Genomic DNA, 26,900 nt, shown 5'->3' with positions numbered 1-26,900 from the left:
CGATCCGGCGCGCGGGTGGCGTTCTTAGCATGGCCATGGCCCAGCATGTCAGGATCGGGTGCGACCGACAAGCACCGAATATCCAACCCTAATTGGTCGGCGGTCGCTGGCGATAGCTGAGCGCCTCGGCGACATGGATGCGGCCGATCTGATCCGCCCCCGCCAGATCGGCGATCGTGCGCGCCACCCGTAGCACGCGGGTATAGCCGCGCGCGGTCAGCCGCATCCGCTCCGCCGCCTCGACCAGCAGGGCGCGCCCCGCATCGTCGGGCGTCGCGAACCGTTCGAGCCAGAGGCCGTCCGCCTCGGCATTGGTGCGGATCGTGACCGGCGCATCCCGGTAGCGCGCGGTCTGCAGCGCCCGTGCCGCCGCGACCCGCGCGGCGACGACCGCCGACGATTCGGCGGCGGCGGGGGCGAACAGATCGACCGCGCGGACCGGCTGCACCTCGACCGACAGGTCGATCCGGTCGAGCAAAGGCCCGGAAATCTTCGCCTGATAATCCGCCGCACAGCGTGGCGCCCGCGCGCAGGCCAGTGCCGCGTCGCCCAGATGCCCGCAGCGGCACGGGTTCATCGCCGCGACCAGTTGCACCCGCGCGGGGAAAGTCACATGCGCATTGGCGCGCGCGATGCTGATCGTGCCCGTCTCCAGCGGCTGGCGCAGCGAATCGAGCACCGCGCGCTGGAATTCGGGCAGTTCGTCGAGGAACAGCACGCCCAGATGCGCCAGACTCACCTCGCCGGGCTTGGCCTTCAACCCGCCGCCGGTCAGCGCCGCCATCGATGCCGAGTGATGTGGCGCACGGAAGGGTCGTGTGCGGGTCAGCCGCCCCCCGGCCAAAGTGCCAGCGACGGACTGGACCATCGACACCTCCAGCGCCTCGGCCGCGTCCAGCGGGGGAAGGATACCCGGGAGGCACGCCGCCATCAGCGATTTGCCGGAGCCGGGCGGGCCGCTCATCAGCAGGTTATGCCCGCCCGCCGCCGCGATCTCCAGCGCGCGGCGGGCGTTTTCCTGTCCCTTGACCTGCGACAGGTCGGGGCCGGGCATGCCCTCCTCGACCAGCCCCGCCTCGGGCAGGGGCAGCGCCGAGTGCCCCTTCAGATGGTTGATCAGGGACAACAGATCGGGCGCGGCGATCACCGATCCGCCACCGGCCCAGCTCGCCTCCGCGCCTTGTGCCGCGGGACAGATCAGCCCCTTCTCGACCGACGCGGCATGGATCGCCGCCAGCAACACGCCCGGCGACGGCCCGATCCGGCCGTCGAGCGCCAATTCGCCGACCACGACATGGTCGGCGAGCAGCTCGGCATCGACCACCCCCATCGCGGCCAGCAGGGCGAGCGCGATGGGCAGGTCGAAATGCGATCCTTCCTTGGGCAGGTCGGCAGGCGACAGGTTCACCGCGATCCGCTTGGGGGGCAGGGCGAGGCCCATGGCGGCGATGGCGGCGCGCACGCGTTCGCGGCTTTCGCCCACCGCCTTGTCGGCCAATCCGACCAGATTGAAGGCCGGCAGCCCGGCGATCAGCTGGACCTGCACCTCGACGGCGCGCGCCTCCAGCCCCAGATAGGCCACCGTGGACACGATCGTCGCCATAGAATACCCCCCGCGCGGGCTCTCCCCTGCCCGCCCGCTTTCCCTGCAAAGGAAGCGGCGCGACCGCAAGGGGAAGATGGGTGTGCGCCGACCTTGCACAGCCGATTGACTTGAAAGCCCGCTTTGCGTAAGCGGCTTGCCACCAAGGCCGTCCTCGTGGCGGCCGTTTTTATTCAGACGTATCCAAGGAATGAACGATGAAGCGGACCTTTCAGCCGAGCAATCTGGTGCGCGCTCGCCGTCACGGCTTCCGTGCGCGGATGGCGACGCCCGGCGGCCGTGCGGTGATCCGGGCGCGTCGCGCGCGCGGTCGCAAGAAGCTGTCGGCGTAATCACGACGCTGACCCGCCGCCGCGATTTCCTCGCGGCCAATGGCGGGCGACGCGTGGCGATGCCCGGCTTCGTGCTGCAGGTTCGCCCGCGTGATGACGGTGACGCCGCCATTCGGGTCGGCTTCACCGTCACCAAGAAGATCGGCAACGCGGTCGTTCGCAACCGGATGAAACGCCGGATGCGGGCGCTCGCGCGCGATCTGTTGCCGACAAAGGGCATCGCCGGCGCGGACCATGTCCTGATCGGCCGGCAGGGCGGGATCGAGCGCGACTATCAGGCGCTCACCGCCGAGCTGGCCAAGGCGCTGACCCGTGCCGCCTCGCCCGACACCGGTGGCCATGACCGCCCACGCGAACCGCGCGTGCATCATGGCCGTGGCAAGGGGCATGGCCCCCGTGGCGGCGCGCATCGCCAGCCCGCGACCCCGGCCGTGACCCAGGCCGCGACATCGACTCAAGAGCCCGCGTGACCCTGTTCGCGCGGGCCTTGATTCTGATCGCGCGGGGCTGGCAACTCGGCCCCTCGCTCATTTTGCCGCCCACGTGCCGCTATCAACCGTCCTGTTCGGCCTATGCAATACAGGCCATTGCCCGCTATGGCGCGGTCAAAGGGGGCTGGTTGGCGCTCAAGCGCATCGCGCGGTGCCATCCCTGGGGCGGGCACGGACCCGACCCGGTCCCCTGACACTAACGGGGTTTCCACGTGAACCAAGACCGCAAGAATTTCGTCGTGTTCGCGGTGATCGCGGCGCTGATCCTGTTCGGATGGCCGCTCATCCAGAACAAGTTCTTCCCCAGCAACCCGCCCGCGACGAAGATCGTCGACGGCAAGCAGGTGCCGCTGCCCAAGCCCGAGGCCGATCCCACCGCCGACACCCCCGCCGCGATTCGCGATCGCCGGGTCGTGCTGGCGGAGACCCCGCGCGTCGCGATCGATACGCCGCGCCTGAAGGGGTCGATCAACCTGAAGGGCGCGCGGATCGATGACCTCGTCCTGCTCGACTATAAGGAAACGGTCGCCAAGGATTCGGCCCCGATCCGCCTGTTGTCGCCGGCCGGCGCGACGGGTGCCTATTTCGCGGGCTTTGGCTGGCGCACCAACGGGCTGAACCCGCCCGCCGCCGACACCGTCTGGACCGCGAGCGCGCCCGTGCTGCGCCCCGGCCAACCGGTCACGCTGTCGTCGAGCAATGGCCAGGGCCAGCAATTCCGCATCACCCTGTCGGTCGACAAGGATTACATGTTCACCGTCCAGCAGACGGTGGCCAATGGCGGCACCGCGCCGGTGCCGGTCGCGGCCTATGGCTATATCAATCGCGGCATCTCGGCCGATCCGGACAGCTGGACGATCCATGTCGGCCCGATGTCGGTCAATAACGGCTCGGCCAATTACGGTCCGAACTGGAAGGATCTGGACAAGGCCCCCACCCGCTTCACCACCACCGGCGGCTGGCTGGGCTTCACCGACAAATACTGGCTGGCCACGATGATCCCCGATCAGGCCAAGACGTTCGACGGCCAGTTCCGCGCCGGCGCGGGCCAGACCTATCAGGCGGACTATACGCTCCAGCCGCAGACGCTGGCGCCGGGCCGTCAGGTGACCCAGACCACCCGCTTCTTTGCGGGCGCCAAGGAAGTCGCGCTGCTCGATCGCTATACCGACAAGGAAGGCGCGACGAAGCTCGATTACGCGCTCGACTGGGGGTATCTGCGCGTCCTGGAAAAGCCGATCTTCTATTATCTCGACTGGCTGTTCCGCCTGATCGGCAATTTCGGCGTCGCGATCATCCTGCTGACCGTCACCATCCGCGCGCTGATGTTCCCGATCGCGCAGCGCCAGTTCGCCTCGATGGCGGCGATGCGCGCGGTGCAGCCCAAGATGAAGGCGCTGCAGGAGCGGTACAAGGACGACAAGGTCCGCATGCAGCAGGAGGTCATGGCCCTCTACAAGCAGGAGAAGGTCAATCCGCTGGCGGGCTGTCTGCCGACGCTGATCCAGATCCCGATCTTCTACGCGCTCTACAAGGTGCTGATGCTGACGATCGAAATGCGCCACCAGCATTTCGTCCTGTGGATCAAGGATCTGTCCGCGCCCGATCCGTTGACCCCGGTCAACCTGTTCGGCCTGCTGCCCTTCGTGCCGCCGCACTTCATCGCGATCGGCGTCGTGCCGATCCTGCTGGGCATCTCGATGTACTTCCAGTTCAAGATGAACCCGCAGCCGATGGATGACGCGCAGAAGCAGGTCTTCGCGATCCTGCCCTGGGTGCTGATGTTCGTGATGGCGCCGTTCGCGGTCGGCCTGCAGGTCTACTGGATCACGACCAACTGCATCTCGATCCTGCAGCAGCGCCTGCTCTACGCCCGCCATCCGGGCCTGAAGCAGCCTGTCGCCAAGTGAGCGAGCTTCCCACCCCTGCCCCCTCCGAAGAGCCCGCCGGCTTCTCGGAGGAGCTGGTCGAGCAGGCGCGCAAGCTGTTCGCCGGGCCGGTCACCTTCCTGAAGTCCGCGCCCGCGCTGAAATTCCTGCCCGATCCGATCGTGCCGGAAGTCGCGGTCGCGGGCCGTTCCAATGTCGGCAAGTCGTCGCTGCTCAACGCGCTGACCAACCGCAACGGTCTGGCCCGCACGTCGAACACGCCGGGGCGGACGCAGGAGTTGAACTTCTTCGACGTCGGGACCCCGCCCACGCTGCGACTGGTCGACATGCCGGGCTATGGCTTTGCCAAGGCGCCCAAGGACATGGTCAAGCAGTGGCGCTTCCTGGTGAACGACTTCCTGCGCGGGCGGCAGGCGCTCAAGCGCGCGCTGGTGCTGATCGACTCGCGTCATGGCATCAAGGAGGTCGATCGCGAGATCCTGGAGATGCTCGACCGCGCGGCGGTCAGCTATCGCATCGTTCTGACCAAGGCGGACAAGGTGAAGGCGACCGAACTCGCCGACGTCGTCGCCCGCACCGAGGTGGAAGCGCGCAAGCGTGCCGCCGCGCATCCCGACATACTCGCCACCTCTAGCGAGGGCGGCATGGGCATCGCCGAACTGCGCGCGGCGGTGCTGGAAGCCATCGGCTGATTCGCGGGCTCGGGGCGGCATCGAACGAACCGCCTCGAGCCCGCCTGGCCTAGCGAACAAATTTACCATCGTGGTTCACGGACAGGAACCTTCGGCACGCCGCCGGGTTATTGGCGAAACCGCGCCGCCGCATTTTTTCCGCGTCGCTCGACCGGCTCGCGCCGTCGCTTCGGTGACACAAGTCGCATAAATTGTTGCAGAAATGCTGCACCGGGACACAAACGTCAGCAGATATGACGCTTTTGTTGACCCTGTCCGTGCCGGGGGAATAGCCGGTTACGCATAACCATAAAGTTCAGGGGTATGCGTACCATGTCTCACACCATCAAGGTTCGCGCGCTGCGCGACGTCAGCGCCGTGGCGCTGCTGACCATCCTGGCCGGCCCGGCTTTCGCGCAGACGCTGCCGCCCGCCGCCCCGGAGAGCACGACCGCCCAGAGCGGCACCGCCACCGAGACCACCACGACCAGCCAGAACGGCACGACCACGCAGGATGCGGGCGCCGGCCAGGACGTCGTCGTCACCGGTTCGCGCATCGCACGCCCCGAGTTCGAGACGCTGCAGCCGACCCAGGTCGTCGGTGCCGCGCAGATCGAAAACCGCGGCTATACCAATGTCGGCCAGGTGCTGAGCGAAATCCCCGCCTTCGGCCCTCCGGGCAATAGCGGTGTCGGTGCGCAGTCGTCCTTCGGCCCGGCGCAGACCTTCGTCGACTTTTTCGGCCTGGGGACCCAGCGCACGCTGGTGCTGGTCAATGGCCGCCGCTTCGTATCGTCGAACACCGCCAGCATCTTCGGCCCGGTATCGGCCGGTACGCAGGTCGACCTGAACAACATCCCGACGACGCTGGTCGAGCGGGTCGAGACCGTCGCCATCGGCGGCGCGCCGATCTATGGCTCGGACGCGATCGCGGGCACCGTCAACATCATCCTGAAGCGCAATTACGAAGGGCTTCAGATCGAGGGCCAGGCCGGCGTGTCGCAGATGGGCGACGCCCCCGACCAGCGCCTCAGCCTGCTCGCCGGCAAGAATTTCGCCGATGGCCGCGGCAACATCACCATCTCGGGCGAGTATAACCGCGTCACCGGCCTGACCGCCGCCGACCGCGACATCACCGCCACCGGCTATTTCTTCGGCACGCCCGCGACGCCCGGCGATTTCCAGCGCGTCCTGTATCCGAACCAGCGCTACAGCGCGTTCACCATCGGCGGTGTGCCGTTCAGCGCGGACGACTTCCTCGCCAGCCGTTCGGGCATCCGCAACGCCGCCGGTCAGCTTCTCCAGTTCGGTGCGAACGGCACGCTGGTCCCGCTCGACCTCGGCACGCCGATGCGTCAGGGTTACATCAGCAGCGGCGGCAATGGATATAACCTGCCGCTCCAGTCGAACCTGCTGACCAACTCCGAGCGCTATGTCGCCAATGCGCAGGCGAGCTATCAGATCAGCGACCGCATCCGCTTCTTTGGTGAGGCCTGGTACGTCCGCAGCAAGGGCGTGAACCTGATCGATCAGCCCAATTACAACACGGCGCTGTTCGACGATGCCGGCACCGCCGATGGCAATCTGCTGATCAGCCTCGACAACCCGTATCTGTCGGCCACCGACCGCGCGACGATCGCGGCCAATCTGCCCGCCGGCCAGAACCAGTTCTATGTCGGTCGCGCACTGGCCGACCTGACCACGGGCCGCGCCGAGGCGACCGTCGAGACCTATCGTTTCGTCGGCGGCTTCGACGGCACGGTGCCGCTGCTGGGCCGCGACTTCAAGTGGGAGGCCTCGGCCGTCTATGGCAAGTCGATCACCAACGGCCGCAACTTCGAGCTGATCCAGCAGAATTTCGCCAACGCGATCGACGCGGTGCGCGATGCCTCGGGTAACATCACCTGCCGTCCGGGCGTGGTGAATGCGACCATCCCGTCGATCGGTGGCGGTGGCTGCGCCCCGCTCAACATCTTCGGCATCGGTCAGGCCAGCCAGGCCGCACGCGACTATATCTTCGCGGTCGCCACCCCGCGCTCGGCCAATGAGCAGCTGGTGTTCAACGCTAACATCAACGGCCCGGTCTTCCAGCTGTTCGGCAACGACGTGTCGCTGTCGCTGGGCTACGAGCATCGCGAGGAAAAGACGCAGTTCGATCCGGGCGCCTTCTATTATGGCGAACCCCAGGCGGACGGCAGCCGCGTCCAGTATGGCCGCACGATTCCGATCGATCCTATTCGTGGCAAGTTCCACACCAATGAAGTGTTCGGCGAAGTCGTCGTCCCCTTCGTGTCGAGCAAGAGCGAGCTGAGCTGGCTCAAGACGCTCGAGTTCGACGGCGCGGCGCGTTATGTCGACAACTCGCTGTCGGGCGGCGACGTGACCTGGACGGCGGGCGGCCGTATCGGCTTCTTCCAGGGGCTGACCTTCCGCGGCAACTTCACCCGCTCGATCCGCTCGCCCGCGATCACCGAGGTGTTCAACCCGACCTCGCGCGCATTCGACTCGGGCTTCGACCCGTGCGACGCCCGCTATGTCGGCAACGGCCCCAACCCCGCTGTTCGTCGTGCAAACTGCATCGCCGCCGGCATCAACCCGGACACGTTCGACTCGCGGTTCAGCAACTTCACCATTCCGGTGACGGTCGCGGGCAACCCCAACCTGCGCAACGAAAAGGCCAATAGCTGGACCGTCGGCGCCATCGCACAGCCCGCGTTCATCCCCGGCCTGTCGGTCGCGGTCGACTGGGTCAACATCAAGCTGAACGATGCGATCACCTCGCTCGACGGCGAGTCGATCCTGAACGCCTGCTATGACGGCGCCGGTTATCCCAACCAGTTCTGCGGCCAGTTCGACCGTGGTGCCGATGGCCAGATCACGACCATCCGCGAAGGTTATTTCAACGCCGCGTCCTATGAAATGGCGGGCCTGCAATCGACCATCGCCTATCGCCTGCCGCTCAGCCGCATCGGCCTGGAGAATGCCGGGACGGTGGGTCTGTCGGTCAATTATTTCTACCGCGACAAGCTCCAGACCCAGATCGGTGTCGGCGACGTCGACCACGCCGCTGGCGAGATCGGCTTTCCGCGCCATTCGGGCACGGCGAACCTGACCTATGAGGGCAAGGTCATCAACTTCCTGTTCCAGGGCCAGTATACCGGCAAGGTGAAGTTCAACCTCGACGAGGCCGCCAATGCCCGCAACATCAGCGGCCTGAGCGACTGGATGGTGTTCAACACCACCGTGGGCGTGAAGGTGAACGACCAGTTCAACCTGCGCTTCATCGTCGACAACGTCTTCAACGCCTCGGCGCCCTTCCCGGCGACCTCGGTGGCTGGCGGCACCCGGCCCTATTTCTCGGGCATCATCGGCCGCTTCTTCCGCGTGGCGGCGACCGCCCGCTTCTGATCCGCTTCGGATCGGACAAGGCCTGACAGACAAAACCCATCCGGTTCCCGCCGGATGGGTTTTTCTTTGCCCGGTTGCCGGGCAGGCATGGGCCGGTTACCCCTGTCGCCATGAAGCTGATCATCGGTAACAAGGCCTATTCCTCCTGGTCCCTGCGCGGCTGGCTTGCGTGCCGCCAGTCGGGGATCGCGTTCGAGGAGGTCGTCGTGCCGCTTTACGACGAGGATTGGGACAAGCGCCGTGAGGGGGCCGAGTTCGCGCCGTCGTCCGGCAAGGTGCCGATCCTGTGGGACGGCGAGGCGGTGGTGTGGGACAGCCTGGCCATCATCGACTATCTCGCCGACAAGGTGGGCCGCGACCTGTTTTGGCCGGCCGACGACGCCGCGCGTGCCATGGCGCGGTCGATGGCGGCCGAAATGCATTCCAGCTTCGTCGCGCTGCGCCGCAAGCACAGCATGAACATCCGCCAGATCTATCCGGCGCGGATGCCCGATGATGACGTCATCGTCGATCTGAAGCGAATCATGGAGCTATGGGCGCAGGCGCGAGCGCGGTTCGGCGGCGAGGGCGACTTCCTGTTCGGGGAATTCGGCGCGGTCGACATCATGTTCGCGCCGGTGGTGACGCGCATCATCACCTATCAGCTGCCAGTCGCGCGCTTCGCCGTCCCCTATATGGATGCGGTGTTGCGCCACCCCTTCATGCAGGACTGGATCGCCGGGGCGCAGGAGGAGGAATGGGTGATCGAGCGGTTCGAGCAGCCGGTGGGGTGAGTGTTTGCCCCTGGCCTTCGACTTCGCTCAGGCTGAGCGGAGCGCATCGCCATCGGTCCGACACCCCCCCGTTCAGCCTGAGCGAAGTCGAAGGCCACGCCCCCCGCTCACCGTGCCGCCGGCGGCGTTTCGTTGAGGGGCGCCCGCTGCTCGCCCGCCGGTTCGGCGACGCGCGACGTGAATGCCCAAAGCAGCCCGAACGCGATCAACAGCGCCACGCCCAGCCATGCCATCAGGGCGACGCTGGTCTTTCGGCCCTTGTGATCCACACCACGATCGCGATCGTTCATCGCCTTACTCCCATCATGAGCGCTCACAACGATGCGCATGCCATTGGGGTCCCGCCATCCCCTAACCTGGATTAGAAAGATTAGCGCGATCGGGCCGGGTGATTGCCTGTGCCGTCGCGGCTGCCTATGCCCCGCCGCATGACCGATGCCCTTTCCCTGACACAGGCCCTGATCCGCGCCGACAGCGTCACCCCCGCAATCGGCGGCGTGTTCGACGTACTGGAGGCCGCGCTCGTCCCGCTGGGCTTCGTGGTGGATCGCTTCGTCATCGGGGAAGCACCCGATGGTCCGGTCGAGAATTTGCTCGCGACGCGCGCCGGCGACGGCTCGCACCTCGCTTTTGCCGGTCATGTCGATGTCGTGCCCGCCGGCGAAGGCTGGCAGGGATCGCCCTTCTCGGGCGATGTACGCGATGGCCTGCTATACGGACGCGGCGCGGTCGACATGAAGGGTGCGGTCGCGGCCTTTGTCGCGGCGATCCCGGCCGATCCGACCATCCCTCTCTCGCTGATCATCACCGGCGATGAGGAAGGCCCGGCCGTCTATGGCACACGCGCGCTGATCGATCGCATGGCCGAGCGCGGGGTCGCGCCCGATCTATGCCTGGTGGGCGAGCCCACCTCGGCACACCGGCTGGGCGACATGATGAAGATCGGGCGGCGTGGCTCGGTCAATATCTGGATCACCGTGCCCGGGCGGCAGGGGCATGTCGCCTATCCCCATCTCGCCGACAATCCGATCACGCCGCTGGTCGCGATCCTGGCCGAGATAGAGGGGATCACGCTCGATACCGGCAATGCCTGGTTCCAGGCATCGAACATCGAGATCACCGACCTGCATGTCGGCAACCCCGCGCACAACGTCATCCCCGGATCGGCGCAGGCGCGACTGTCGATCCGCTTCAACGACGAACAGCAAGGTCAGGCGCTGATCGACCGGATCGCCGACGTGGCGCAGCGCCATGCGCCCGCCGCCCAGGTCACGGGCCGCATCTCGGGCGAGGCGTTCCTGACCCAGCCCGGCCCCTTCTCCGCGATGATCGCCGACGCCATCCGTGCCGAGACCGGGATCGAGGCCGAACTGTCGACCACCGGCGGCACGTCGGACGCGCGTTTCCTGTCGAAGCTGTGCCCCACGGTCGAGTTCGGCCTGCTCAATGCGACGATGCACAAGGTCGACGAGGCAGTGGCGGTCGACGATCTGTACGCGCTGACCCGCATCTATGCGGGCATCATCGCTCGCGCGGGCGCCTGAACACGATGTAGAGCGCGCCCTGCCCGCCATGGCGGGGATGGGCACCCCGGATCGCCGCGATCGCATCGGCATGGCGCGACGCGCCCAGCCAGTCGCTGATCGCCGCGCGGATCGCACCGCGCGCATGCGGGCGCTCGCTTTCGGGGCGCGGTGGCTTGCCCGTGACCAATAGCAGCACCCGGTCACCACGCGCGATGGCGCGGCCCAACCCCTGGTCGAGCAGCGCGTGCGCTGACGACAAGGTATGCCCGTGCAGGTCGAGAGAGCTGTCGGGGATCACGGCGCCGCGCGACAGTCGCTTGTCCCATCCGCCATCGAGTGTCTCGCCCGGCCCCTTTTTGGGCGCGGCCGGTACGGGAACAGGCTGACGCAACGGAGGCACGCGCCCCTTCACCCGCACCTTGGGGGCGCCCGGCGTTTCGTGGAACACCGCCTCCATCGTCGGAGGCGGTGGTGCGGGCCTGGCGGGCACGATCGCGGCACGCAAGGGGCGCACGGTGTTCATCACCCGCGCCCAGAGCTGCGCTTCGTCAGGGTTGAGGGATCGCACCGGCCGTCCCGTTCGCACCGACAGTGCCGGCACGCGCCAATGTGCCGACCGGCAGCAACAGGAACGCCGTGCCCCGCGCCGACATGCCACCCGCGACCGCACGCGCGGTCTCGCCCGCACCCCAGAAGGTGTCGAAGCGGTTGGCGCCCTTAATCGCCCCGCCCGTGTCCTGCGCGACCCATAGGCCGGTTGCATCCTGCCGATCCATCGACAGGAAGACGGGCGCGCCCAGCGGCACGAATTTGGGATCGGCGGCCGCGCTCACCTGGCCTGTCACCGCATAGCCCATCGCGCCCTGCGGCGCGCCGTCCAGTTCGCGGAAGAACACGAAGCTCTTATTCTCGCGCATGATCGCACGACCTTCTTCGGGATGCGCATGCAACCAGGCGACGATCCCCTGCATCGAGGTCTGCCCCGGCCCCAGCAGCCCGCGCGACTTCATCAGCGCGCCGATGCCGGTATAGTCCCGGCCATTCTGCGTGTCATAGCCGACCCGCATGATGTCACCGCCGGGCAGCCGCAGTCGCCCCGAACCCTGGATTTGCAGGAAGAACACCTCGACCGGGTCCGCGCCCCAAGCGAGGACGGGCGCGCGTCCCTCGAGCGAGCCTTCCTCGATCGCGGTCCGGTCGTCATAGGGGACCAGATTGGTGCCCTGCACCTTCCCGCGAACCTTCTTGCCCTTCAGCGCGGTCGAGAAGGCGCCGAGATCGACATCGATCAGGTCGCGCGGGCGGGCGTAGATCGGCACCTCATAGCCCGATCGACGATCACGCGAGCCGGCGATTTCCGGCTCATAATAGCCGGTCGCCAGCGAGCGGCCGTCGCCGACCTGTACCGCCTCGAAATACCGGGCGAAGAAGTCGCGCGCACCGCCACGCGGCACATTGGCAGCCGCCTGACAAGCCGGCTGCCAGTCCGCCCCCTGGGTCAGGCCGCTGCTGTCGGTCCGCCGCATCAGGCCGGGGCAGGACAGGAGGAAGGCTGCACGCGCCGCTTCGGCCTGTGGCTCGGTGATCGGCAGGGCGGCGACCGGCGGGCCGGCCAGCACGCCCGCCTGCGCGGCAGTGGTCGCACCAGCGGGCGCGATCACCGGGGTGGCGGGCAAGGGCGTCGCGGGAATGATCTGGACCGGACCGGGACCGACGCGCGAGACGCTGGGGCCATTGGGCTGGACCGAAGGCCCGACGGGACGCGGCCGATCGGGACGGGCTTCGGGTCGCTTAGAGGGCATGGGGCGGGACGCGCCGCCCGTATAATCGCCCGACGTACCCGGCGGGACGATATGCCCGGCGCAGGCCGCCAGGCTCAACGAAAGCGCGACCGTCGCCGCGGTGCGAAGCCCCCTCACCGTTCGCATTCCTCCGGCCTGTCGTCAGGCTTCGTCGGTGTCGACGAGCTTCCAGTTCGGATCGCCGCTCTTCAGCGTCCGGGCGAAGGTCCAGATGTCATGCGTTTCGACCGCATCGCTCAGCGAGCCGGCAACGACCTGGCCCTCGGCATCGCGGGTGACGGCTACGATGTCGGCATCGAAGCGCACCGTGATCCGCGCATCGCGACCGGCGAGTTGCGCATCGACGATCTTGGCGGTTTCCACCCGGATCAGACGGTTGTCGAGCGTCTCGCCCGCCGCCTCACGCTGCGCGATCGCTTCGGAGAAGGCCGCGAGCACATCGGTATCGACCAGTTCGGCCAGCGCCTGCTCGTCGCCCTTCCAGAACGCCTCCAGCGTCATGCGATAGGCCGATTGCGCGCCGGCCAGGAACTGGTTGACGTCGAAGCCCGGCTCGCCGGCGATGATCCCGCGCAGGCCCTGTTCGGCGCGCGGGTCGATGTTGCGGTTGACGACCGGGGCCGGGGTCTGCGTCGCCTCGGTCGTGCGCGGCAGCGCCACGGGGCGGGCGCGATCGTCCGCGCTGCGCGGCAGCGGCTGCTGTTCATGGCCGGTACGCTTGCCCAGCACGCTGTACAGCCTCAGCGCCAGGAACAGCGCAACCATCGCGAGAAGAACGACGTAGAATAACAACGCGACAAGCCTTTCGATAACCCGACCGATATAGGCACAGCGACCGACAATGAAAACCCGGCCACCCGAGAGAGTTGGGCAAGGTTGAATCCGCGTCGACCCGCTGCTACGCGCAACGGCCATTAGGCCGAACGCGCGGACCCGCCCTTTCGGTTCCCTAGCCCCCTTGATACTATACGAGAAGGTATTGACGATGGACGAACAGGGTTTGCCGCAGGGCTTCGAAGCGCCGGCTGGTGACGATACCGGCCCCGCCGCCGGCATGATCTCGCAATATGTGAAGGACCTGTCGTTCGAGAACCCGAACGCCCCGGCCATCTATCAGGCGCAGACCGCACCCGGCATCGACGTGCAGTTCAACATCTCGGCCGCGCAGGTCGGTGAGGAAGTCCACGAACTGACCCTGAAGATCGAGGTTCGCGCCGAGTCCGAGGGCAAGACCGCCTTCATCGTCGACCTCAGCTATGCCGGTCTCTTCGGCTTCCGCAACGTGCCGGCCGACCAGATCCAGCCCTTCATGCTGGGCGAAGCGCCGCGCCTGCTCTTCCCCTTCGCCCGCCGCGTGCTGGCCGATGCGGTGCGTGACGGCGGCTTCCCCCCCCTGATGCTCGAGCCGATCGACTTCGCGCAGCTGTATCTGCAGCAGGCGGATGCCCAGGCGGGCGCACAGCCCAACACCCCGGAAACCGGCCACGCCTGATCCGGACTGATATATGAACCTGACCAAGGCGCTGGGCTCGGTCGGCGGGCTGACTCTGGCCAGCCGCGTGCTTGGTCTGGTTCGCGACTCGCTGTTCTTCCGCTTCGTGGGCGCGAACTTCGCCTCCGATGCGTTCCAGATCGCGTTTCGCCTGCCCAACATGTTCCGCGCCCTCTTCGCCGAGGGCGCCTTTTCTGCCGCCTTCATCCCGATGTTCAACCGCAAGGTGGCCGAAGGGGACAAGGCGGCGGAAGGGTCGGGGCTGACGCATGGCCTGGCCTTTGCCGAGAATGCGCTCTCGGTCCTGCTTCCCATCCTGATCGTCATGACCGTGCTGGTCGAACTGGCCGCCTGGCCCGTCACCTGGGTTCAGACCTTCGGCTATGGCAAGGGCAGCTCGGCGCAGTTCGATTACATCGTGCTGCTCAACCGGCTGACCTTTCCCTATCTACTGTTCATCAGCTTGGTGTCGCTCCTGGGCGGCATCCTCAATTCGCTGCACCGCTTCTGGGTGAATGCGGCCGCGCCGATCCTGCTCAACCTGACGCTGATCGTAGCCCTGCTGTTCTTCCACACGCACGACCCGATGACGACCGCACGCAATCAGGCGATCGCGGTGACGGTCGCGGGCATCCTGCAATTCGTGTGGCTCTGGTGGGCGTGCCGACAGGCGGGCGTCCGGCTCCGGCTGAAGCGGCCGGTCATCAACGACGACGTCAAGCGCCTGATGAAACTGATTCTGCCCGCCGCCGCCGGTGCGGGCGCGGTGCAGATCAACCTCGTCATCTCGACCGCGCTTGCCGCGCGCTTCCTGCCAGCGGGGTCGGTGTCGTACATCTATGCCGCCGACCGGCTGAACCAGTTGCCGTTGGGGCTGATCGGCATCGGGCTGGGCACCGTCCTACTCCCCACCGTCTCGCGTCTTCTGGGCGCAGGTAAGGAAGTGGAGGCGATGGAGACGCAAAACCGCGGCATGGAACTGGCGCTGCTGCTCACCCTGCCCGCGACCGTCGCGCTGATCGTCTGCGGCCAGCCGATCGTCGCCGCGCTGTTCGAACATGGCAAGTTCACCGCGACCAACAGCTATTACACCGCGCAGGCGCTAGCCGCCTTCTCGATCGGGCTGCCCAGCTACATCCTCGTGAAGGTGTTGACGCCCGGCTATTACGCGCGCGCCGACACGCGGACGCCGGTGCGCTTTGCGACCTGGTCGATGCTGGTCAATCTGGTGCTGAACCTGATCTTCATCTGGTGGCTGGGCCATATGGGGCCGCCGCTGGCGACCGCCATCGCCTCGACGGTCAATGTCGTGCTGCTCTATCGCACGCTGGCGCGGCGCGGGCATTTCGTCGCGGATGCACAGTTGCGGCGGCGCAGCTGGCGGATGCTGGTTGCCGCCATCCTGATGGGCGGGGCGATGGCACTGCTCAACGAACGCTTCCAGCCCTATGTGACCGGCACCAACCTGGAGCGCTGGGGCGCGCTCATCGTGCTGGTCGCGACGGGGATGCTGGTCTATGCGGTCGCGACCTTCGCGACGGGCGCCTTCCGTCTCGGAGACATCAAGCGGCTCGTTCGCCGCAACAGTTGAGGACCATCATGCGCGTCGTTTCCGGCATCAAGCCCACGGGCAACCTTCATCTCGGCAATTATCTGGGCGCCGTGAAGCAGTGGGTGGCGATGCAGGACGACATCCAGGCCAAGGGCGGCGAGACGATGTACTTCATCGCCGACCTGCACGGCCTGACCGAATGGATCGTGCCCGCCGACATGGCGGCCAACACCATCGAGATGACGGCGACCCTGATCGCGGCCGGGATCGACCCCGAACGCTCGATCCTGTTCAACCAGACCCGCGTGCCGCAGCATAGCGAGCTGAGCTGGCTGCTGAACAATGTCGCGCGCGTCGGCTGGCTGAACCGCATGACCCAGTTCAAGGACAAGGCGGGCAAGAACCGCGAGGGCGCCAGCGTCGGACTGTATGATTACCCGGTGCTGATGGCGGCCGACGTGCTGCTCTACAACGCCACCCATGTGCCCGTGGGCGAGGACCAGAAGCAGCATCTGGAGCTGGCGCGCGACATCGCGACCAAGTTCAACAACGACTATGGCCGCGAGGTCTTCACGCTGCCCGAACCGCTGATCAGCGCCGCCGCCCCGCGAATCATGTCCCTACGCGACGGCACCTCGAAGATGTCCAAGTCGAACCCGTCGGAAATGTCGCTGGTCAAGCTGATCGACACCGATGACCAGATCGCCGAGAAGTTCCGCAAGGCCAAGACCGACCCGGACGTGCTCCCCGAGACGCTGGACGGGCTGGAAGGCCGGGCCGAGGCGCGCAACCTGATCACCATCTATGCCGCCATGGCCGACCGGGCGCCGGCGGACGTGCTGACGCAGTTCGCGGGCAAGGGCTTCGGTGCCTTCAAGCCCGAGCTGGCCGATCTAGCGGTGGCGACATTGGGTCCGATCCGCGAGCGGCTGACGCGGTTGCTCGACGATCGCGGCGAAGTGGGCCGCATCCTGGAGCGCGGTGCCGAAAAGGCGCGTAACCTCGCCGCGCCGATGCTGCTCGACGTGCAGCGGACCATGGGGTTGCAGATCTAATGACCCCTGGCCCCGTTGCCCGGTTCGGGTGACGGGGTTTTGGCTGCTGAGTGGCGTGGCCTTCGACTTTGGCATTTATCCTGAGCCGATGGCTTGCCAGCAAGCCCAAGGGCTCAGGCTGAATGGAGCCGGGCTTGAGCTTTCATTAGAGCGGATCGACATTCATTCTATTCCTCCCCTGCAAGGGGAGGTGGCAGGCCGAAGGCCTGACGGAGGGGTGTCACGGTTGGTAAGAGCAGACTTGCCTCGCCACCGGTGACACCCCTCCACCATCCTTCGGATGGTCCCCCTCCCCTTACAGGGGAGGAAAAAGGTAGGGTGGCCTGAACGCCGACCCGGCTTAGCTGATCCTTGCCCGACCTCCGTTCAGCCTGAGCGAAGTCGAAGGTCACGCCCCGAACCCGACCCAAACGGACCTCAGCCCTCCAGTTCCTTCATCAACACCCGCACCGCATTATCGATATCGCGGTCGGTATCACGCAATTCCTCGATCTTGCGCACCGCATAGATCACGGTCGAGTGATCGCGCCCGCCGAACTTGCGACCGATCTCGGGCAGCGAGCGGGTGGTCAGGCGCTTGGCGAGATACATGGCGATCTGGCGCGGACGGGCGATCGCGCGGGCGCGGCGGGCCGAGACCAGATCGAGTGGCTTCAGCTCGAAATGACGGCTCACCAGCTTCTGGATCTCGTCGATGGTGATTCGCCGCTGCGCACCGCGCAGCACTTCGCCCAAGGTGGCGACCGCGAATTCCAGGTCGATCTTGTCGCCGGTCAGCTGCGCATAGGCGACGACGCGGTTCAGTGCGCCCTCCAGTTCGCGGATATTGCCGCGAATCCGCGACGCCAGCAGGTCGAGCACGTCGTTCGGCACCGCCTCGGGGAGGTCGGCGACCTTGCGGTTGAGGATCGTGCGGCGCAGCGTCAGGTCGGGTGCTTTGATGTCGGCGACCAGCCCCGCGCCCAGGCGACCGATGATGCGCGGCTCCACCCCGTCGAGCGACTGGGGCGAGCGGTCGGCGGAGATGACCAGTCGCTTGCCCGCGCTGACCAGCTCGTTGACCGTGTGGAAAAATTCCTCCTGGGTCGAATCCTTGCCGGCGATGAACTGCAGATCGTCGATCAGCAGCAGATCGGCCGAGCGCAGCCGCGACTTGAAGCTGTGCGTGTCGCGGGCGCGCATTGCCGCGACGAAATCGAACATGAACCGCTCGGCCGACATGCACAGTACGACCGCCTCGGGATGCGATTCGAGGAAGGCATGCGCGATGGCGTGCATCAGATGGGTCTTGCCCTGCCCCGTGCCGCCATGGAGGAACAGCGGGCTGAAGCGCGGCGGGCCCGGCTCGGCGAGCGAGAGGGCGGCGTTGAACGCGACGCGGTTCGACGAATCGACGACGAATCGGTCGAAGGTCAGCCGGGGATCGAGCGGCGGCCGGTCGCTGGGGGTGCGCGGTGCGGCGGGGGCAGCGACGTCCGCCTTGGCCGCACGCGACGCCGTGGTCGCACGCGCCGGCTTGGCGGGCGCGGGTGCGGCGGGCGCACCGAACAGCGAGGGCTGCTCGTCCGATTCGACCAGGCTGGGGGCCGCTTCGGCGCGCAGCGCGGCCGGGCGGGGCGCCGGGGCGGGCTCCACGGCTTCGACACTGGTCAGCTTGGCCGCACGCGACGGCGCACGGGTCTCGAGCATCACGGCGCGCACTTCGGGAAGTACCGCTTTGAATTCGAGGTGCAGGCGGTCGGCATAATGGCTGCGCACCCAATTGGTCGCAAAGGCCGACGGGAGCGCGAGGCGGACCGTGTCCGGCTCATCGCCCTCGATCAGTTCCATCGGCTTCAGCCACTGGTCGAACAGGCGGGCGCCGGCCGATTCGCGCAGGTTCGCGCGGACGCGCGCCCAGGCACGGGCCTGGTCCGACGTCGGTCGCGTTGCCTGCCAATTGGTCACCCGCACACTCCATCCTACTCGGCCGCCGCATCAGCGACCGACCCCAATTCCACTCGGCGACAAGAGCCCCATGGGCGAATCCGACCTGGACTCGGCCCGGTTATGTCAATTCGCCATTTCCATGACGCGGCGACGAAGCACCGCTGCTGGGAAACCGATTATGAGCCATGAGGGGGTCTGATCAAGACCATGTCCGGCCATAAATCTGAAATAAACCGGATTGACAGCCAAAAGCCCGCAGAAACCCGTCCGACAATCTTACAAGTCACTGATATTGCAAGATATTAAGGATAATGGCGCACGGACACGCAAAGACCCCCACACTCGAATCGCCGGGAATCCTAGTGTTGCACGAAAGGCGCAATTGTTCCTTGGCTTCGCCCGATCGGCGAAGCTTAACCTATGCCGCAGAGGCACGAAAAAACCCGCCGGGGCCGCCCCCGGCGGGTTTCATTCGTCGCTGATAGAGGCGTTTAGGCCAGCGCGGCGATGCGCTTGGTCAGGCGCGAGAACTTACGCGCCACGGTGTTCTTGTGAAGCACGCCCTTGGCGACGCCGCGCGCCATTTCGGGCTGCGCCGCGGCCAGAGCAACCGTCGCGGTTTCCTTGTCGCCAGCGGCCAGCGCGGCTTCGACCTTCTTCACGAAGGTGCGGATGCGGCTGACGCGGTTGCCGTTGATGACGGCGCGACGCTCGTTACGACGGATACGCTTTTTGGCCTGCGGCGTGTTCGCCATGAAAACCTCTAAATTTCGATCAAAAGGGATAGCGGCGCGACGCACCAGCTTTGAAGCCGCGCCCCTTACCGGTTGGCGGAGCCGCCGTCAACTGCGCTGGCAACTCGCACAGTAGAAGGTGGAGCGCCCCGAATCACTCCGACGCCGGACGATGGCCCCGCATTCGCAAGGATCGCCCTCACGCCCATAGACCCGCCACTCCTTGGAGAAATAGCCTAATTCGCCGTCGGGCCGGACATAATCGCGCAAGGACGAACCGCCCGCCAGGATCGCGGCGTTCAGCACGGCGCGGATCGCATCGACCAGTCGCGCCAGCCGCGCCTTGGAAATCTGTCCGCCCGCGCGGCCCGGCGAGATGCCCGCCATGTGCAGCGCCTCGCACACATAGATATTGCCGAGGCCTGCCACGACTCGCTGATCGAGCAGCATCGCCTTGATCGGCGCGATGCGGCCCGCCAGCCGCTCGGCCAGATAGGCGGCGTTAAAATCCGCGCTGAGCGGTTCGAGCCCCATGGCGAGGAAGGGCGGATAGGCGATCAGCTCGGCGGTCGGCCACAGATCGACGAAGCCGAATCGGCGCGGATCGTTCAACGCCAGCCGCCGCCCCGCCTCGGTCTCCAAGAGCAGATGGTCGTGCGTCTGCGGCTCGCCCGGATCGATCCGCCAGCGGCCCGACATGCCCAGATGGAAGATCATCGTGTCGCCGCGATCGGTGTCGATCAGGCCATATTTGGCGCGCCGGCCCAGCCCCGTAACGCGTGCCCCCGTCATCCGCTGGCGCAGATCGGCGGGAAAGGGATGGCGCAGATCGGCGCGGCGCGGCTCGACCAGCGTCAGCCGCGCATCGGCCAGCACGGGGGTCAGGCCGCGCACGGTGGTTTCGACCTCGGGCAGTTCGGGCATCGTCTCTCGGGCCATCTCACGAAAGCGCGGCATGTCGGCGCTTTCCTCAGCCAAACAGCTAGGTAGCGTTTGCCCCGCCAGCAAGGCCGGGCTAGGGCATCTTGCATGAGCGATACCGTGTCCTTCGGCTATGAAGATGTACCCCGCGACGAAAAGGCCGCCCGCGTCGGCGGCGTGTTCACCAACGTCGCCTCCAAATACGACCTGATGAACGATGCCATGTCGGGCGGCATGCACCGGCTGTGGAAGGATCGCTTCGTCCGCCGGGTGAAGCCCCGCGCCAGCGACCAGATCCTCGACATGGCGGGCGGCACCGGCGACATCGCCTTCCGCCTGGCCGAGTCGGGGGCCAGCATCACGGTCGCCGACATCAATCCGGCGATGCTGGAGGTCGGCATGAAGCGCGCGGCGGAACGCGGGTTCGACGAGCTGGTCTGGACCGAGGCCAATGCCGAGGTGCTGACCTTCCCCGACCGTTTCTTCGACGCCTATACGATCGCGTTCGGCATCCGCAACGTCACCGACATTCCGGCGGCACTGAAGGAAGCGCACCGCGTCCTGCGGCGTGGCGGGCGATTCTTCTGCCTGGAATTCTCGACCACCGTCTGGCCGGGTTTCTCCGAGGTGTATGACGCCTATTCGCACAAGCTGGTGCCCAAGCTGGGCCAGATGCTGGCGGGCGATGCGGACAGCTATCGCTATCTGATCGAATCGATCCGCCGCTTCCCCGACATGCCGACCTTCGAGAAGATGATCCGCGAGGCGGGCTTCGTCGAAACCAAGGTCGAGCCGATCATGGGCGGCCTGGTCGCAATCCATTCGGGTTGGAAGATTTGATGCGAGGAAGTCCGGGCGGATTCGCCCTGTGAGGTTCGCGCTGTGACCCAGCCGGTGGTGCATCTCTGGCGTCTGCTCAAATGGGGGCGGACGCTGGCGCGGCATGGCGCGCTGCGGGGGATCGAACGTGATCCCAATACGCCGGCGCCCGTGCGCCGGCTGGCGCGCGTCGCCCGTTTCGGCGCACGCGTGCCGGCGAAGCCCGCTTATGCCGATGCGTTCCAGGCGATCGGCCCGGCCGCGATCAAGCTTGGACAGACGCTGGCGACACGCCCCGATCTGGTCGGCGAGGAAGCCGCGCACGATCTGCTGCGCCTGCAGGACCAGCTGCCCCCCGTCCCCTTCGCGACGATCTGCGCCGCGATGGAGGCGAGCATGGGCCGGCCGCCCTCGCATTTCTTCGCATCGATCGAGGAAACGCCGGTCGGTGCCGCCTCGATCGCGCAGGTCCACCGCGCGGTGACCACCGATGGCCGCACGGTCGCGGTCAAGGTGCTGCGACCCGGCGTCGAGGACGACTTCACCCGCGCCATCGACACCTATCAATGGGCCGCCGCGCAGGTCGAGGGTATGAGCGGCGAGGCCGCCCGTCTGCGCCCGCGCCTGACCGTCGAGAATTTCCGCCGCTGGACGCTGCGCGAACTGAACTTCCGGCGCGAGGCGGCCTCGGCCTCCGAACTCGCCGAATCGATGACCGCCGAACCCGATTTCGTCGTGCCGCAGATCGACTGGGCGCGCTCGACCGCCAAGGTGCTGACGGTCGAGTGGATCGACGGGATCAAGCTGTCCAACCGACAGGCGCTGGTCGAGGCGGGATACGACCTGCCGCACCTCGCCCAGACGCTGGTCCGCGCCTTCCTGCGCCAGGCGATCGCGGAAGGCTTCTTCCACGCCGACATGCATCAGGGCAATCTGTTCGCGCTGCCCGGCAACAAGATCGCCGCGATCGACTTCGGCATCATGGGCCGGATCGACCGGCGCGCGCGGGTGTGGCTGGCCGAGATCCTCTATGGCCTGATCACCGGCAATTATAAGCGCGTCGCCGAGATCCATTTCGAGGCGGGTTACGTCCCCCCCCACCACAATGTCGCCGAGTTCGCCACCGCGCTGCGGGCGGTGGGCGAGCCTATGCGTGGCCTGCCGGTCAAGGACATGTCGATCGGCATGATGCTCGACGGTTTGTTCTCGATCACCCGCGATTTCGACATGGTGACGCAGCCGCATCTGCTGCTCCTCCAAAAGACCATGGTGATGGTCGAGGGCGTGGCGACCAGCCTCGACCCCGACATCAACCTGTGGGACTCGGCCGCGCCGTTCGTGCGCGAATGGATCAGAACCGAACTCGGCCCCGAAGCCAAGATCGCCGACCGGCTGATCGAGGATGTCCGCACCATCGCACGTCTGCCCGAACTGGTCCGCCGGATCGAGGCGCGCTATCCGGCACCGGGCGGCGAGCCACCCGCCCCGCCGCTCAAGCAGATCGAGGTCGTCCGGATGGGCGGCGGCTGGCGCTATGCGCTGTTGTCGATGGCCTCGGCGGCGGCCGGGGTCGCGGCGACGCTGGCCCTGCTTCGGTAACGATGGCGGGCAGCACGCCCCCCACCCGTCCGCGTCCGCTCTGGCTGGCCCAAGCCGGCCGGCTGACGGGCCTGTCGCCGATGGTGGCGGGCGGCGTGCTGGGGTTCGTGCTGCTGCTGATCCTGCTGGCATGGGCGACGCAAGCCCCCATCATCCCGCTGGTCGATCGGCTGGCGCCGGTGCCGGTCACTATCATCGACCATGTCCGTCACGGCCAGCCCTTCTATGCAGCGGCGATCGATACGCTGCGCGAGAATGAGCAGCCGCTCCGCCCGGCGCTGATCGCGGTGCCCCTGCCCGCGCTTCCCGTGGCGCTCGCCGCGCTGCCCCCGGCGCTGGGCGACGGCCTGCTGGTCCTGTTGGGGCTGGGGGTCGTGATCGCCTGGGCGCGGCGCTGGCGCCCCCTGCTCGACCAGCCGATCGCATGGGGCCTGGCACTGATACTGGCGGTCGCGGGGCTGTATCCGCTGGTCGCCTGGCCGATGAGCGTGGTGCCGGAAAGCTGGGCCGCGCTGCTGATCGCGCTGTCGCTGGTTCAGCGCCGGCCGCAAGCGATGCCGACCGCGATCGCGCTGGGTCTGGCCGCGATGATCCTGACCCCGGTGGCGCTGCTCCATGCGCTGATCATGCTGATCCTCGCCTGGCAGGCGCGCGCGCGGCAGGAGGTAATCGGGTGGATCATCGCCATCGCGCTATTCCTGCTGGTGCTGGCCGCGCATGCCCATGCCCTGAATGCCGCGGTGACCGCCATCGATCCCGCCATGGGGGATATTCTGTCGATCCTGTCACCGGGAACGCTGATCGCCGCTATCGCCTCGGCCGGCGCGATCGGCTTCCTGCCGCTGTGGCTCGTCCTGCCACTGGGTGTGCTGGCGGCCTTGGGCTGGGTGCATTGGCGGCAGCCGGTCGCGCGCAGGGCCGGTGTCACGCTGGCGGCCTATGCGCTGGCGGCGATACTGACCGGGGGTGCGGGGTTTCTGCTGATGCTGTCGCCGCTGCTGTTCCTGGGGCTGGTCTTCGCCCCCGATGCCCTGCGTGACCTGTTCGTCGCGGTGCGCGCGCGCCGCCGCATCACCGTGAAGCGAGTGGTACGATGAGCCATATCCTGTTGATCGTCGGCGGCGGCATCGCGGCCTATAAGAGTTGCGAGCTGATCCGCCTCCTCCGCAAGGCCGGGCATAGCGTTCGATGCGTGCTGACCGAGGGGGGCAGCCATTTCGTCACACCGATGACTCTGGCCGCCTTGTCCGAGAACCAGGTCTTCACCACCCTGTGGGACCTGAAGGACGAGGCGGAGATGGGGCATATCCAGCTCAGCCGCGAGGCCGATCTGGTCGTGGTCGCGCCCGGCACCGCCGACCTGATGGCGCGGATGGCGAACGGCCATGCCGATGATCTGGCGACGACCCTGCTGCTGGCGACCGATACGCCGGTGCTGGTCGCGCCGGCGATGAACGTCCGCATGTGGCTCCACCCCGCGACGCAACGCAACGTCGCGCAATTGCGCGCGGACGGGGTGACGGTCATGGCCCCCGACAAAGGCGCGATGGCCTGCGGCGAATTCGGTCCCGGTCGCCTGCCCGAACCGTCCGCGATCCTGGCGGCGATCGAGGATATGCTAAGCCCCGCCCCCGGAGCGCAGCCGCTGGCCGGGCGTCACATCCTGGTCACCGCCGGCCCCACGCATGAACCGATCGACCCGGTGCGCTATATCGCCAACCGCTCCTCGGGGCGGCAGGGCTTCGCGGTGGCGGGGGCACTCGCACGGCTGGGCGCGCAGGTGACGTTGGTCGCCGGGCCGGTGACGCTGCCGACCCCCGCCGGTGTCACCCGCATCGATGTCGAGACCGCGCGCCAGATGGCCGAGGCGGTGGAGACCACCCTGCCCGTCGACGCCGCTGTCATGGTCGCCGCCGTCGCCGACTGGCGCGTCGAGGCCGCCGGGCAGAAGGTCAAGAAGGATGGCGGCGCGGCGCCGTCGCTGACACTGGTCGAGAACCCCGACATATTGGCGCGCGTCGCCGCCGGCCCCGACCGCCCCCGGCTGGTCGTCGGCTTCGCGGCGGAGACCGAGCAGGTCGTCGACCACGCCATCGCCAAGCGCGTCCGCAAGCGCGCCGACTGGATCGTCGCCAACGACGTCTCCACGGATGTGTTCGGCGGCGAGGCCAACACGGTCCACCTCATCACCGCCGATGGCGTCGAGAGCTGGACGCGCATGACCAAGGAGGCGGTGGCGGGGGGACTCGCGCAACGTATCGCCGATGCGCTACAAGCGCCGGCATGACGCTTTCCCCAATCGCGATTGCTCTCAAGCGCTTGCCCCATGGCGAAGGGCTGGCCCTGCCCGCTTATGCGACCCCCGGCGCGGCCGGCATGGACGTGGTCGCCGCCGAAAGCCTGACGCTGGCACCGGGCGCGCGCGCCGCCGTGGCGACCGGTTTCGCCATCGCCATTCCGCCGGGTTATGAGGTACAGGTCCGGCCGCGATCGGGACTGGCGTTGAAGCATGGCATCACCTGCCTCAACACGCCGGGCACGATCGACGAGGATTATCGCGGCGAGGTGAAGGTGATCCTGGCCAATCTGGGGCAGGAGCCGTTCGCGGTCGTGCGCGGCGAGCGGATCGCGCAGCTCGTCCCCGCCCCCGTCCAGCACGCCACCCTGACCGAGGTCGAGACGCTCGACGACACGCAAAGAGGCACAGGCGGTTTCGGATCGACCGGGCAATGAGCCTGTTGCTCGCCCTGGCCGTGCAGGCTGCGGTGGCACCCCAGACGGTCTTGCCGCCCCCCGCCGCTCCCACCCCTTCGAACCCGCCGCGTGAATGGTCGACGCTGCCCGCCATCCCGCTGCCCCCGGCCAGCGACGACATGGTCCGCTTCGTCCGTGACGAGGTGAACGCCGGTCGCTGTGTCCGGCATCAGACGACGCAGAGCGGCCAGGTCACGGTCGTTGCCCCGCTGGCGCTGCGCTTCAACGCGGAACATGGCGTCGAGACGATCGTGCCGGTCGCGATCGGCTGTCCAACGGTCGAGCAGTTCAGCGCGGGCGCGGCGCAGCGCATGGTGCGCCGCCTGCCCTACCGCGCCACGCTGACCGGCGATCGCTGGTATCGGACTGTCATCACCTATACATGGCCGGGATGATCCTGTCCGATGACGAACTTGCCCGTTACGCCCGTCACATCGTCCTGCGGGAATTCGGCGGCGGCGGCCAGCTTCGGCTGAAGCAGGCGCGGGTCGCGGTCATCGGGGCGGGCGGCATCGGCTCTCCTGCCATCCAGTATCTCGCCGCCGCCGGCATCGGCGCGCTGACGCTGATCGACGATGACGTCGTCGAGCCGTCCAATCTGCAACGCCAGACGATCTTTTCGACCGAGGATCGCGGCACCCCCAAGGTGGAGGCCGCCGCCGCCTTCGTCCGGCGGCTCAATCCGCATGTCGCGGTGACCACCCACCGCACGCGTGTGATACCGGACAATGTCGCGGCCCTACTTGCCGGCGCGGATGTCGTGCTCGACGGATGCGATAATTTCGCGACCCGGCTGAGCGTCGCCGATGCCGCGCTCGGCTTACGCATCCCGCTCGTGTCGGCGGCGGTCGGCCAGTTCGAGGGGCAGCTGGCGACCTATCGCGGCTGGGAGGCGGACAAGCCCTGTTACCGCTGTTTCGTCGGCGATGCGGTCGATCAGGCCGGCATGACCTGCGCCGATGACGGCGTGCTGGGCCCCGTCACCGGCGTGATGGGCAGCCTGGCCGCGCTGGAGACACTGCGCGCGGTTGCGCCCTTCGGTCGGGACAGCGCCGGCTCGGTGCTGATCGCGGACCTGCTGTCGATGCGGTTCCGGACGCTGGCGCTGCCCAAGGACCCGGGTTGCCGCTGTTCGGGCGTGACGGCGTGAAGACGCCCCCCGCCCCGCCGACGGGCTGGCTCGACTGGACGGGTGACAAATCCTGGATCGGCGAGATCACCGGTCTCCCCGACAGTGCGCTTCACGCGCATTTCGGCATGGCGATCCTGGTGCTCGCGGCCCTGATCCTGCGGCGCGCGCCGTGGGACTGGCGATGCTGGCTGACCGTCCTGGCGATCGAGACCGCCAACGAGGTCTATGACCTGCTCCAGCCCTACTATCCGACCGACGAGGGCAATCTGGCGGCATCCTGGTTCGACATGTGGTCGACGATGCTGTGGCCGACCGTCATCCTGCTGACCTTCCGCTGGCTCGCCCGGCGCGCGGACCGGTAGGGACAGCATATTCCTCTCCTGCAAGGGGAGGTGGCAGGCCGAAGGCTTGACGGAGG

27 protein-coding genes are annotated in these 26,900 nt (G+C 67.2%); 19 read left to right on the top strand and 8 right to left on the bottom strand.

Features of this window, described 5'->3' with window-relative positions; translation table 11 throughout:
* Positions 1-88: 88 nt before the first annotated feature.
* Positions 89-1,603 carry a YifB family Mg chelatase-like AAA ATPase gene (locus ACQHGV_RS04405; protein WP_440979579.1) on the bottom strand — a complete coding sequence of 505 codons (1,515 nt, stop codon included), beginning with the start codon at positions 1,601-1,603 and terminating at the stop codon, positions 89-91.
* A 197-nt stretch (positions 1,604-1,800) separates the two neighbouring features.
* Between ACQHGV_RS04405 and rpmH the strand changes: the two genes are divergently transcribed.
* From rpmH to ACQHGV_RS04370, 7 genes are all read left to right on the top strand, one after another.
* Positions 1,801-1,935, top strand: coding sequence for a 50S ribosomal protein L34 (rpmH, locus tag ACQHGV_RS04400; protein WP_007404632.1), 135 nt, complete (start codon positions 1,801-1,803; stop codon positions 1,933-1,935).
* A gap of 59 nt (positions 1,936-1,994) precedes the next feature.
* Positions 1,995-2,405 carry a ribonuclease P protein component gene (gene rnpA, locus ACQHGV_RS04395; protein WP_440980138.1) on the top strand — a complete coding sequence of 137 codons (411 nt, stop codon included), beginning with the start codon at positions 1,995-1,997 and terminating at the stop codon, positions 2,403-2,405.
* A gap of 2 nt (positions 2,406-2,407) precedes the next feature.
* Complete coding sequence (gene yidD / locus ACQHGV_RS04390; protein ID WP_206362490.1) at positions 2,408-2,620, top strand: membrane protein insertion efficiency factor YidD; 213 nt, start codon at positions 2,408-2,410, stop codon at positions 2,618-2,620.
* Between the two features lie 18 nt (positions 2,621-2,638).
* Entirely contained in the window at positions 2,639-4,336 is a 1,698-nt protein-coding gene (gene yidC / locus ACQHGV_RS04385) for a membrane protein insertase YidC (RefSeq protein ID WP_440979578.1), read from the top strand.
* Entirely contained in the window at positions 4,333-5,007 is a 675-nt protein-coding gene (gene yihA / locus ACQHGV_RS04380) for a ribosome biogenesis GTP-binding protein YihA/YsxC (protein WP_338110508.1), read from the top strand. Before yidC ends, yihA begins: the two co-directional genes overlap by 4 nt.
* A 303-nt stretch (positions 5,008-5,310) precedes the next feature.
* A complete protein-coding gene (locus tag ACQHGV_RS04375; protein WP_440979577.1) occupies positions 5,311-8,394 on the top strand; it encodes a TonB-dependent receptor plug domain-containing protein in 3,084 nt (1,027 codons plus the stop codon).
* A 110-nt stretch (positions 8,395-8,504) separates the two neighbouring features.
* A complete protein-coding gene (locus tag ACQHGV_RS04370) occupies positions 8,505-9,167 on the top strand; it encodes a glutathione S-transferase family protein (protein WP_440979576.1) in 663 nt (220 codons plus the stop codon).
* 107 nt (positions 9,168-9,274) lie between these two features.
* Here the strand turns inward: ACQHGV_RS04370 and ACQHGV_RS04365 are convergent, their stop codons facing one another.
* Positions 9,275-9,457, bottom strand: coding sequence for a hypothetical protein (locus ACQHGV_RS04365; protein ID WP_183951009.1), 183 nt, complete (start codon positions 9,455-9,457; stop codon positions 9,275-9,277).
* Between the two features lie 138 nt (positions 9,458-9,595).
* On the opposite strand from ACQHGV_RS04365, the gene dapE reads away from it, so the two are divergent.
* The gene (gene dapE, locus ACQHGV_RS04360) at positions 9,596-10,711 is read left to right on the top strand and encodes a succinyl-diaminopimelate desuccinylase (protein ID WP_440979575.1); all 1,116 of its coding nucleotides are present in this window, start codon (positions 9,596-9,598) and stop codon (positions 10,709-10,711) included.
* Here dapE and ACQHGV_RS04355 read toward each other — a convergent pair.
* Genes ACQHGV_RS04355 through ACQHGV_RS04345 form a run of 3 tightly spaced genes read right to left on the bottom strand, consistent with a single transcriptional unit; the run spans position 10,689 to position 13,260 of the window.
* Positions 10,689-11,216 (bottom strand): Smr/MutS family protein, encoded by a 528-nt coding sequence (locus tag ACQHGV_RS04355; protein WP_440980137.1) that lies wholly within the window; start codon positions 11,214-11,216, stop codon positions 10,689-10,691. The genes dapE and ACQHGV_RS04355 overlap by 23 nt on opposite strands.
* A gap of 25 nt (positions 11,217-11,241) precedes the next feature.
* Positions 11,242-12,621, bottom strand: coding sequence for an MltA domain-containing protein (locus ACQHGV_RS04350; protein ID WP_440979574.1), 1,380 nt, complete (start codon positions 12,619-12,621; stop codon positions 11,242-11,244).
* Between the two features lie 15 nt (positions 12,622-12,636).
* Positions 12,637-13,260 carry a Tim44/TimA family putative adaptor protein gene (locus ACQHGV_RS04345; RefSeq protein WP_440980136.1) on the bottom strand — a complete coding sequence of 208 codons (624 nt, stop codon included), beginning with the start codon at positions 13,258-13,260 and terminating at the stop codon, positions 12,637-12,639.
* Between the two features lie 220 nt (positions 13,261-13,480).
* On the opposite strand from ACQHGV_RS04345, the gene secB reads away from it, so the two are divergent.
* The 3 genes from secB to trpS are packed head-to-tail and all read left to right on the top strand — an operon-like array spanning position 13,481 to position 16,594.
* Positions 13,481-13,987, top strand: a complete 507-nt coding sequence (gene secB, locus ACQHGV_RS04340) for a protein-export chaperone SecB (RefSeq protein ID WP_183951013.1) — start codon at positions 13,481-13,483, stop codon at positions 13,985-13,987.
* A 13-nt stretch (positions 13,988-14,000) separates the two neighbouring features.
* Positions 14,001-15,578, top strand: coding sequence for a murein biosynthesis integral membrane protein MurJ (murJ, locus tag ACQHGV_RS04335; RefSeq protein ID WP_440979573.1), 1,578 nt, complete (start codon positions 14,001-14,003; stop codon positions 15,576-15,578).
* An 8-nt stretch (positions 15,579-15,586) separates the two neighbouring features.
* Positions 15,587-16,594 carry a tryptophan--tRNA ligase gene (gene trpS / locus ACQHGV_RS04330; RefSeq protein WP_440979572.1) on the top strand — a complete coding sequence of 336 codons (1,008 nt, stop codon included), beginning with the start codon at positions 15,587-15,589 and terminating at the stop codon, positions 16,592-16,594.
* 417 nt (positions 16,595-17,011) lie between these two features.
* Here the strand turns inward: trpS and dnaA are convergent, their stop codons facing one another.
* The 3 genes from dnaA to mutM form a co-directional block, all read right to left on the bottom strand.
* Positions 17,012-18,541 (bottom strand): chromosomal replication initiator protein DnaA, encoded by a 1,530-nt coding sequence (dnaA, locus tag ACQHGV_RS04325; RefSeq protein WP_440979571.1) that lies wholly within the window; start codon positions 18,539-18,541, stop codon positions 17,012-17,014.
* 473 nt (positions 18,542-19,014) lie between these two features.
* A complete protein-coding gene (gene rpsT / locus ACQHGV_RS04320; RefSeq protein ID WP_007404699.1) occupies positions 19,015-19,278 on the bottom strand; it encodes a 30S ribosomal protein S20 in 264 nt (87 codons plus the stop codon).
* Between the two features lie 87 nt (positions 19,279-19,365).
* Entirely contained in the window at positions 19,366-20,181 is an 816-nt protein-coding gene (gene mutM, locus ACQHGV_RS04315; RefSeq protein WP_440980135.1) for a bifunctional DNA-formamidopyrimidine glycosylase/DNA-(apurinic or apyrimidinic site) lyase, read from the bottom strand.
* A gap of 105 nt (positions 20,182-20,286) precedes the next feature.
* On the opposite strand from mutM, the gene ACQHGV_RS04310 reads away from it, so the two are divergent.
* Genes ACQHGV_RS04310 through ACQHGV_RS04275 form a run of 8 tightly spaced genes read left to right on the top strand, consistent with a single transcriptional unit; the run spans position 20,287 to position 26,844 of the window.
* On the top strand, positions 20,287-21,018 hold the full coding sequence (locus tag ACQHGV_RS04310; protein ID WP_183951017.1) for a class I SAM-dependent methyltransferase: 732 nt from the start codon (positions 20,287-20,289) through the stop codon (positions 21,016-21,018).
* A gap of 42 nt (positions 21,019-21,060) precedes the next feature.
* Complete coding sequence (gene ubiB / locus ACQHGV_RS04305) at positions 21,061-22,596, top strand: 2-polyprenylphenol 6-hydroxylase (RefSeq protein WP_440979570.1); 1,536 nt, start codon at positions 21,061-21,063, stop codon at positions 22,594-22,596.
* A gap of 2 nt (positions 22,597-22,598) precedes the next feature.
* A complete protein-coding gene (locus tag ACQHGV_RS04300; protein ID WP_440979569.1) occupies positions 22,599-23,693 on the top strand; it encodes a hypothetical protein in 1,095 nt (364 codons plus the stop codon).
* Entirely contained in the window at positions 23,690-24,883 is a 1,194-nt protein-coding gene (gene coaBC, locus ACQHGV_RS04295; protein ID WP_440979568.1) for a bifunctional phosphopantothenoylcysteine decarboxylase/phosphopantothenate--cysteine ligase CoaBC, read from the top strand. The genes ACQHGV_RS04300 and coaBC overlap by 4 nt, the downstream gene beginning before the upstream one ends.
* A complete protein-coding gene (dut, locus tag ACQHGV_RS04290) occupies positions 24,880-25,329 on the top strand; it encodes a dUTP diphosphatase (protein ID WP_440979567.1) in 450 nt (149 codons plus the stop codon). The genes coaBC and dut overlap by 4 nt, the downstream gene beginning before the upstream one ends.
* Positions 25,326-25,745: a hypothetical protein gene (locus tag ACQHGV_RS04285; RefSeq protein ID WP_440979566.1), complete on the top strand. Its 420-nt coding sequence runs from the start codon at positions 25,326-25,328 to the stop codon at positions 25,743-25,745. Before dut ends, ACQHGV_RS04285 begins: the two co-directional genes overlap by 4 nt.
* Positions 25,742-26,500: a HesA/MoeB/ThiF family protein gene (locus ACQHGV_RS04280; protein WP_440980134.1), complete on the top strand. Its 759-nt coding sequence runs from the start codon at positions 25,742-25,744 to the stop codon at positions 26,498-26,500. The genes ACQHGV_RS04285 and ACQHGV_RS04280 overlap by 4 nt, the downstream gene beginning before the upstream one ends.
* A complete protein-coding gene (locus ACQHGV_RS04275) occupies positions 26,497-26,844 on the top strand; it encodes a hypothetical protein (RefSeq protein WP_440979565.1) in 348 nt (115 codons plus the stop codon). Before ACQHGV_RS04280 ends, ACQHGV_RS04275 begins: the two co-directional genes overlap by 4 nt.
* Positions 26,845-26,900 lie beyond the last annotated feature (56 nt).

The sequence above is a fragment of the Sphingomonas pseudosanguinis genome (genome assembly GCF_052056765.1).
Lineage (GTDB): Bacteria > Pseudomonadota > Alphaproteobacteria > Sphingomonadales > Sphingomonadaceae > Sphingomonas > Sphingomonas pseudosanguinis.
The sequence above is the reverse complement of the archived record's forward strand: the minus strand, read 5'-3'. Positions and strand labels throughout refer to the sequence as shown.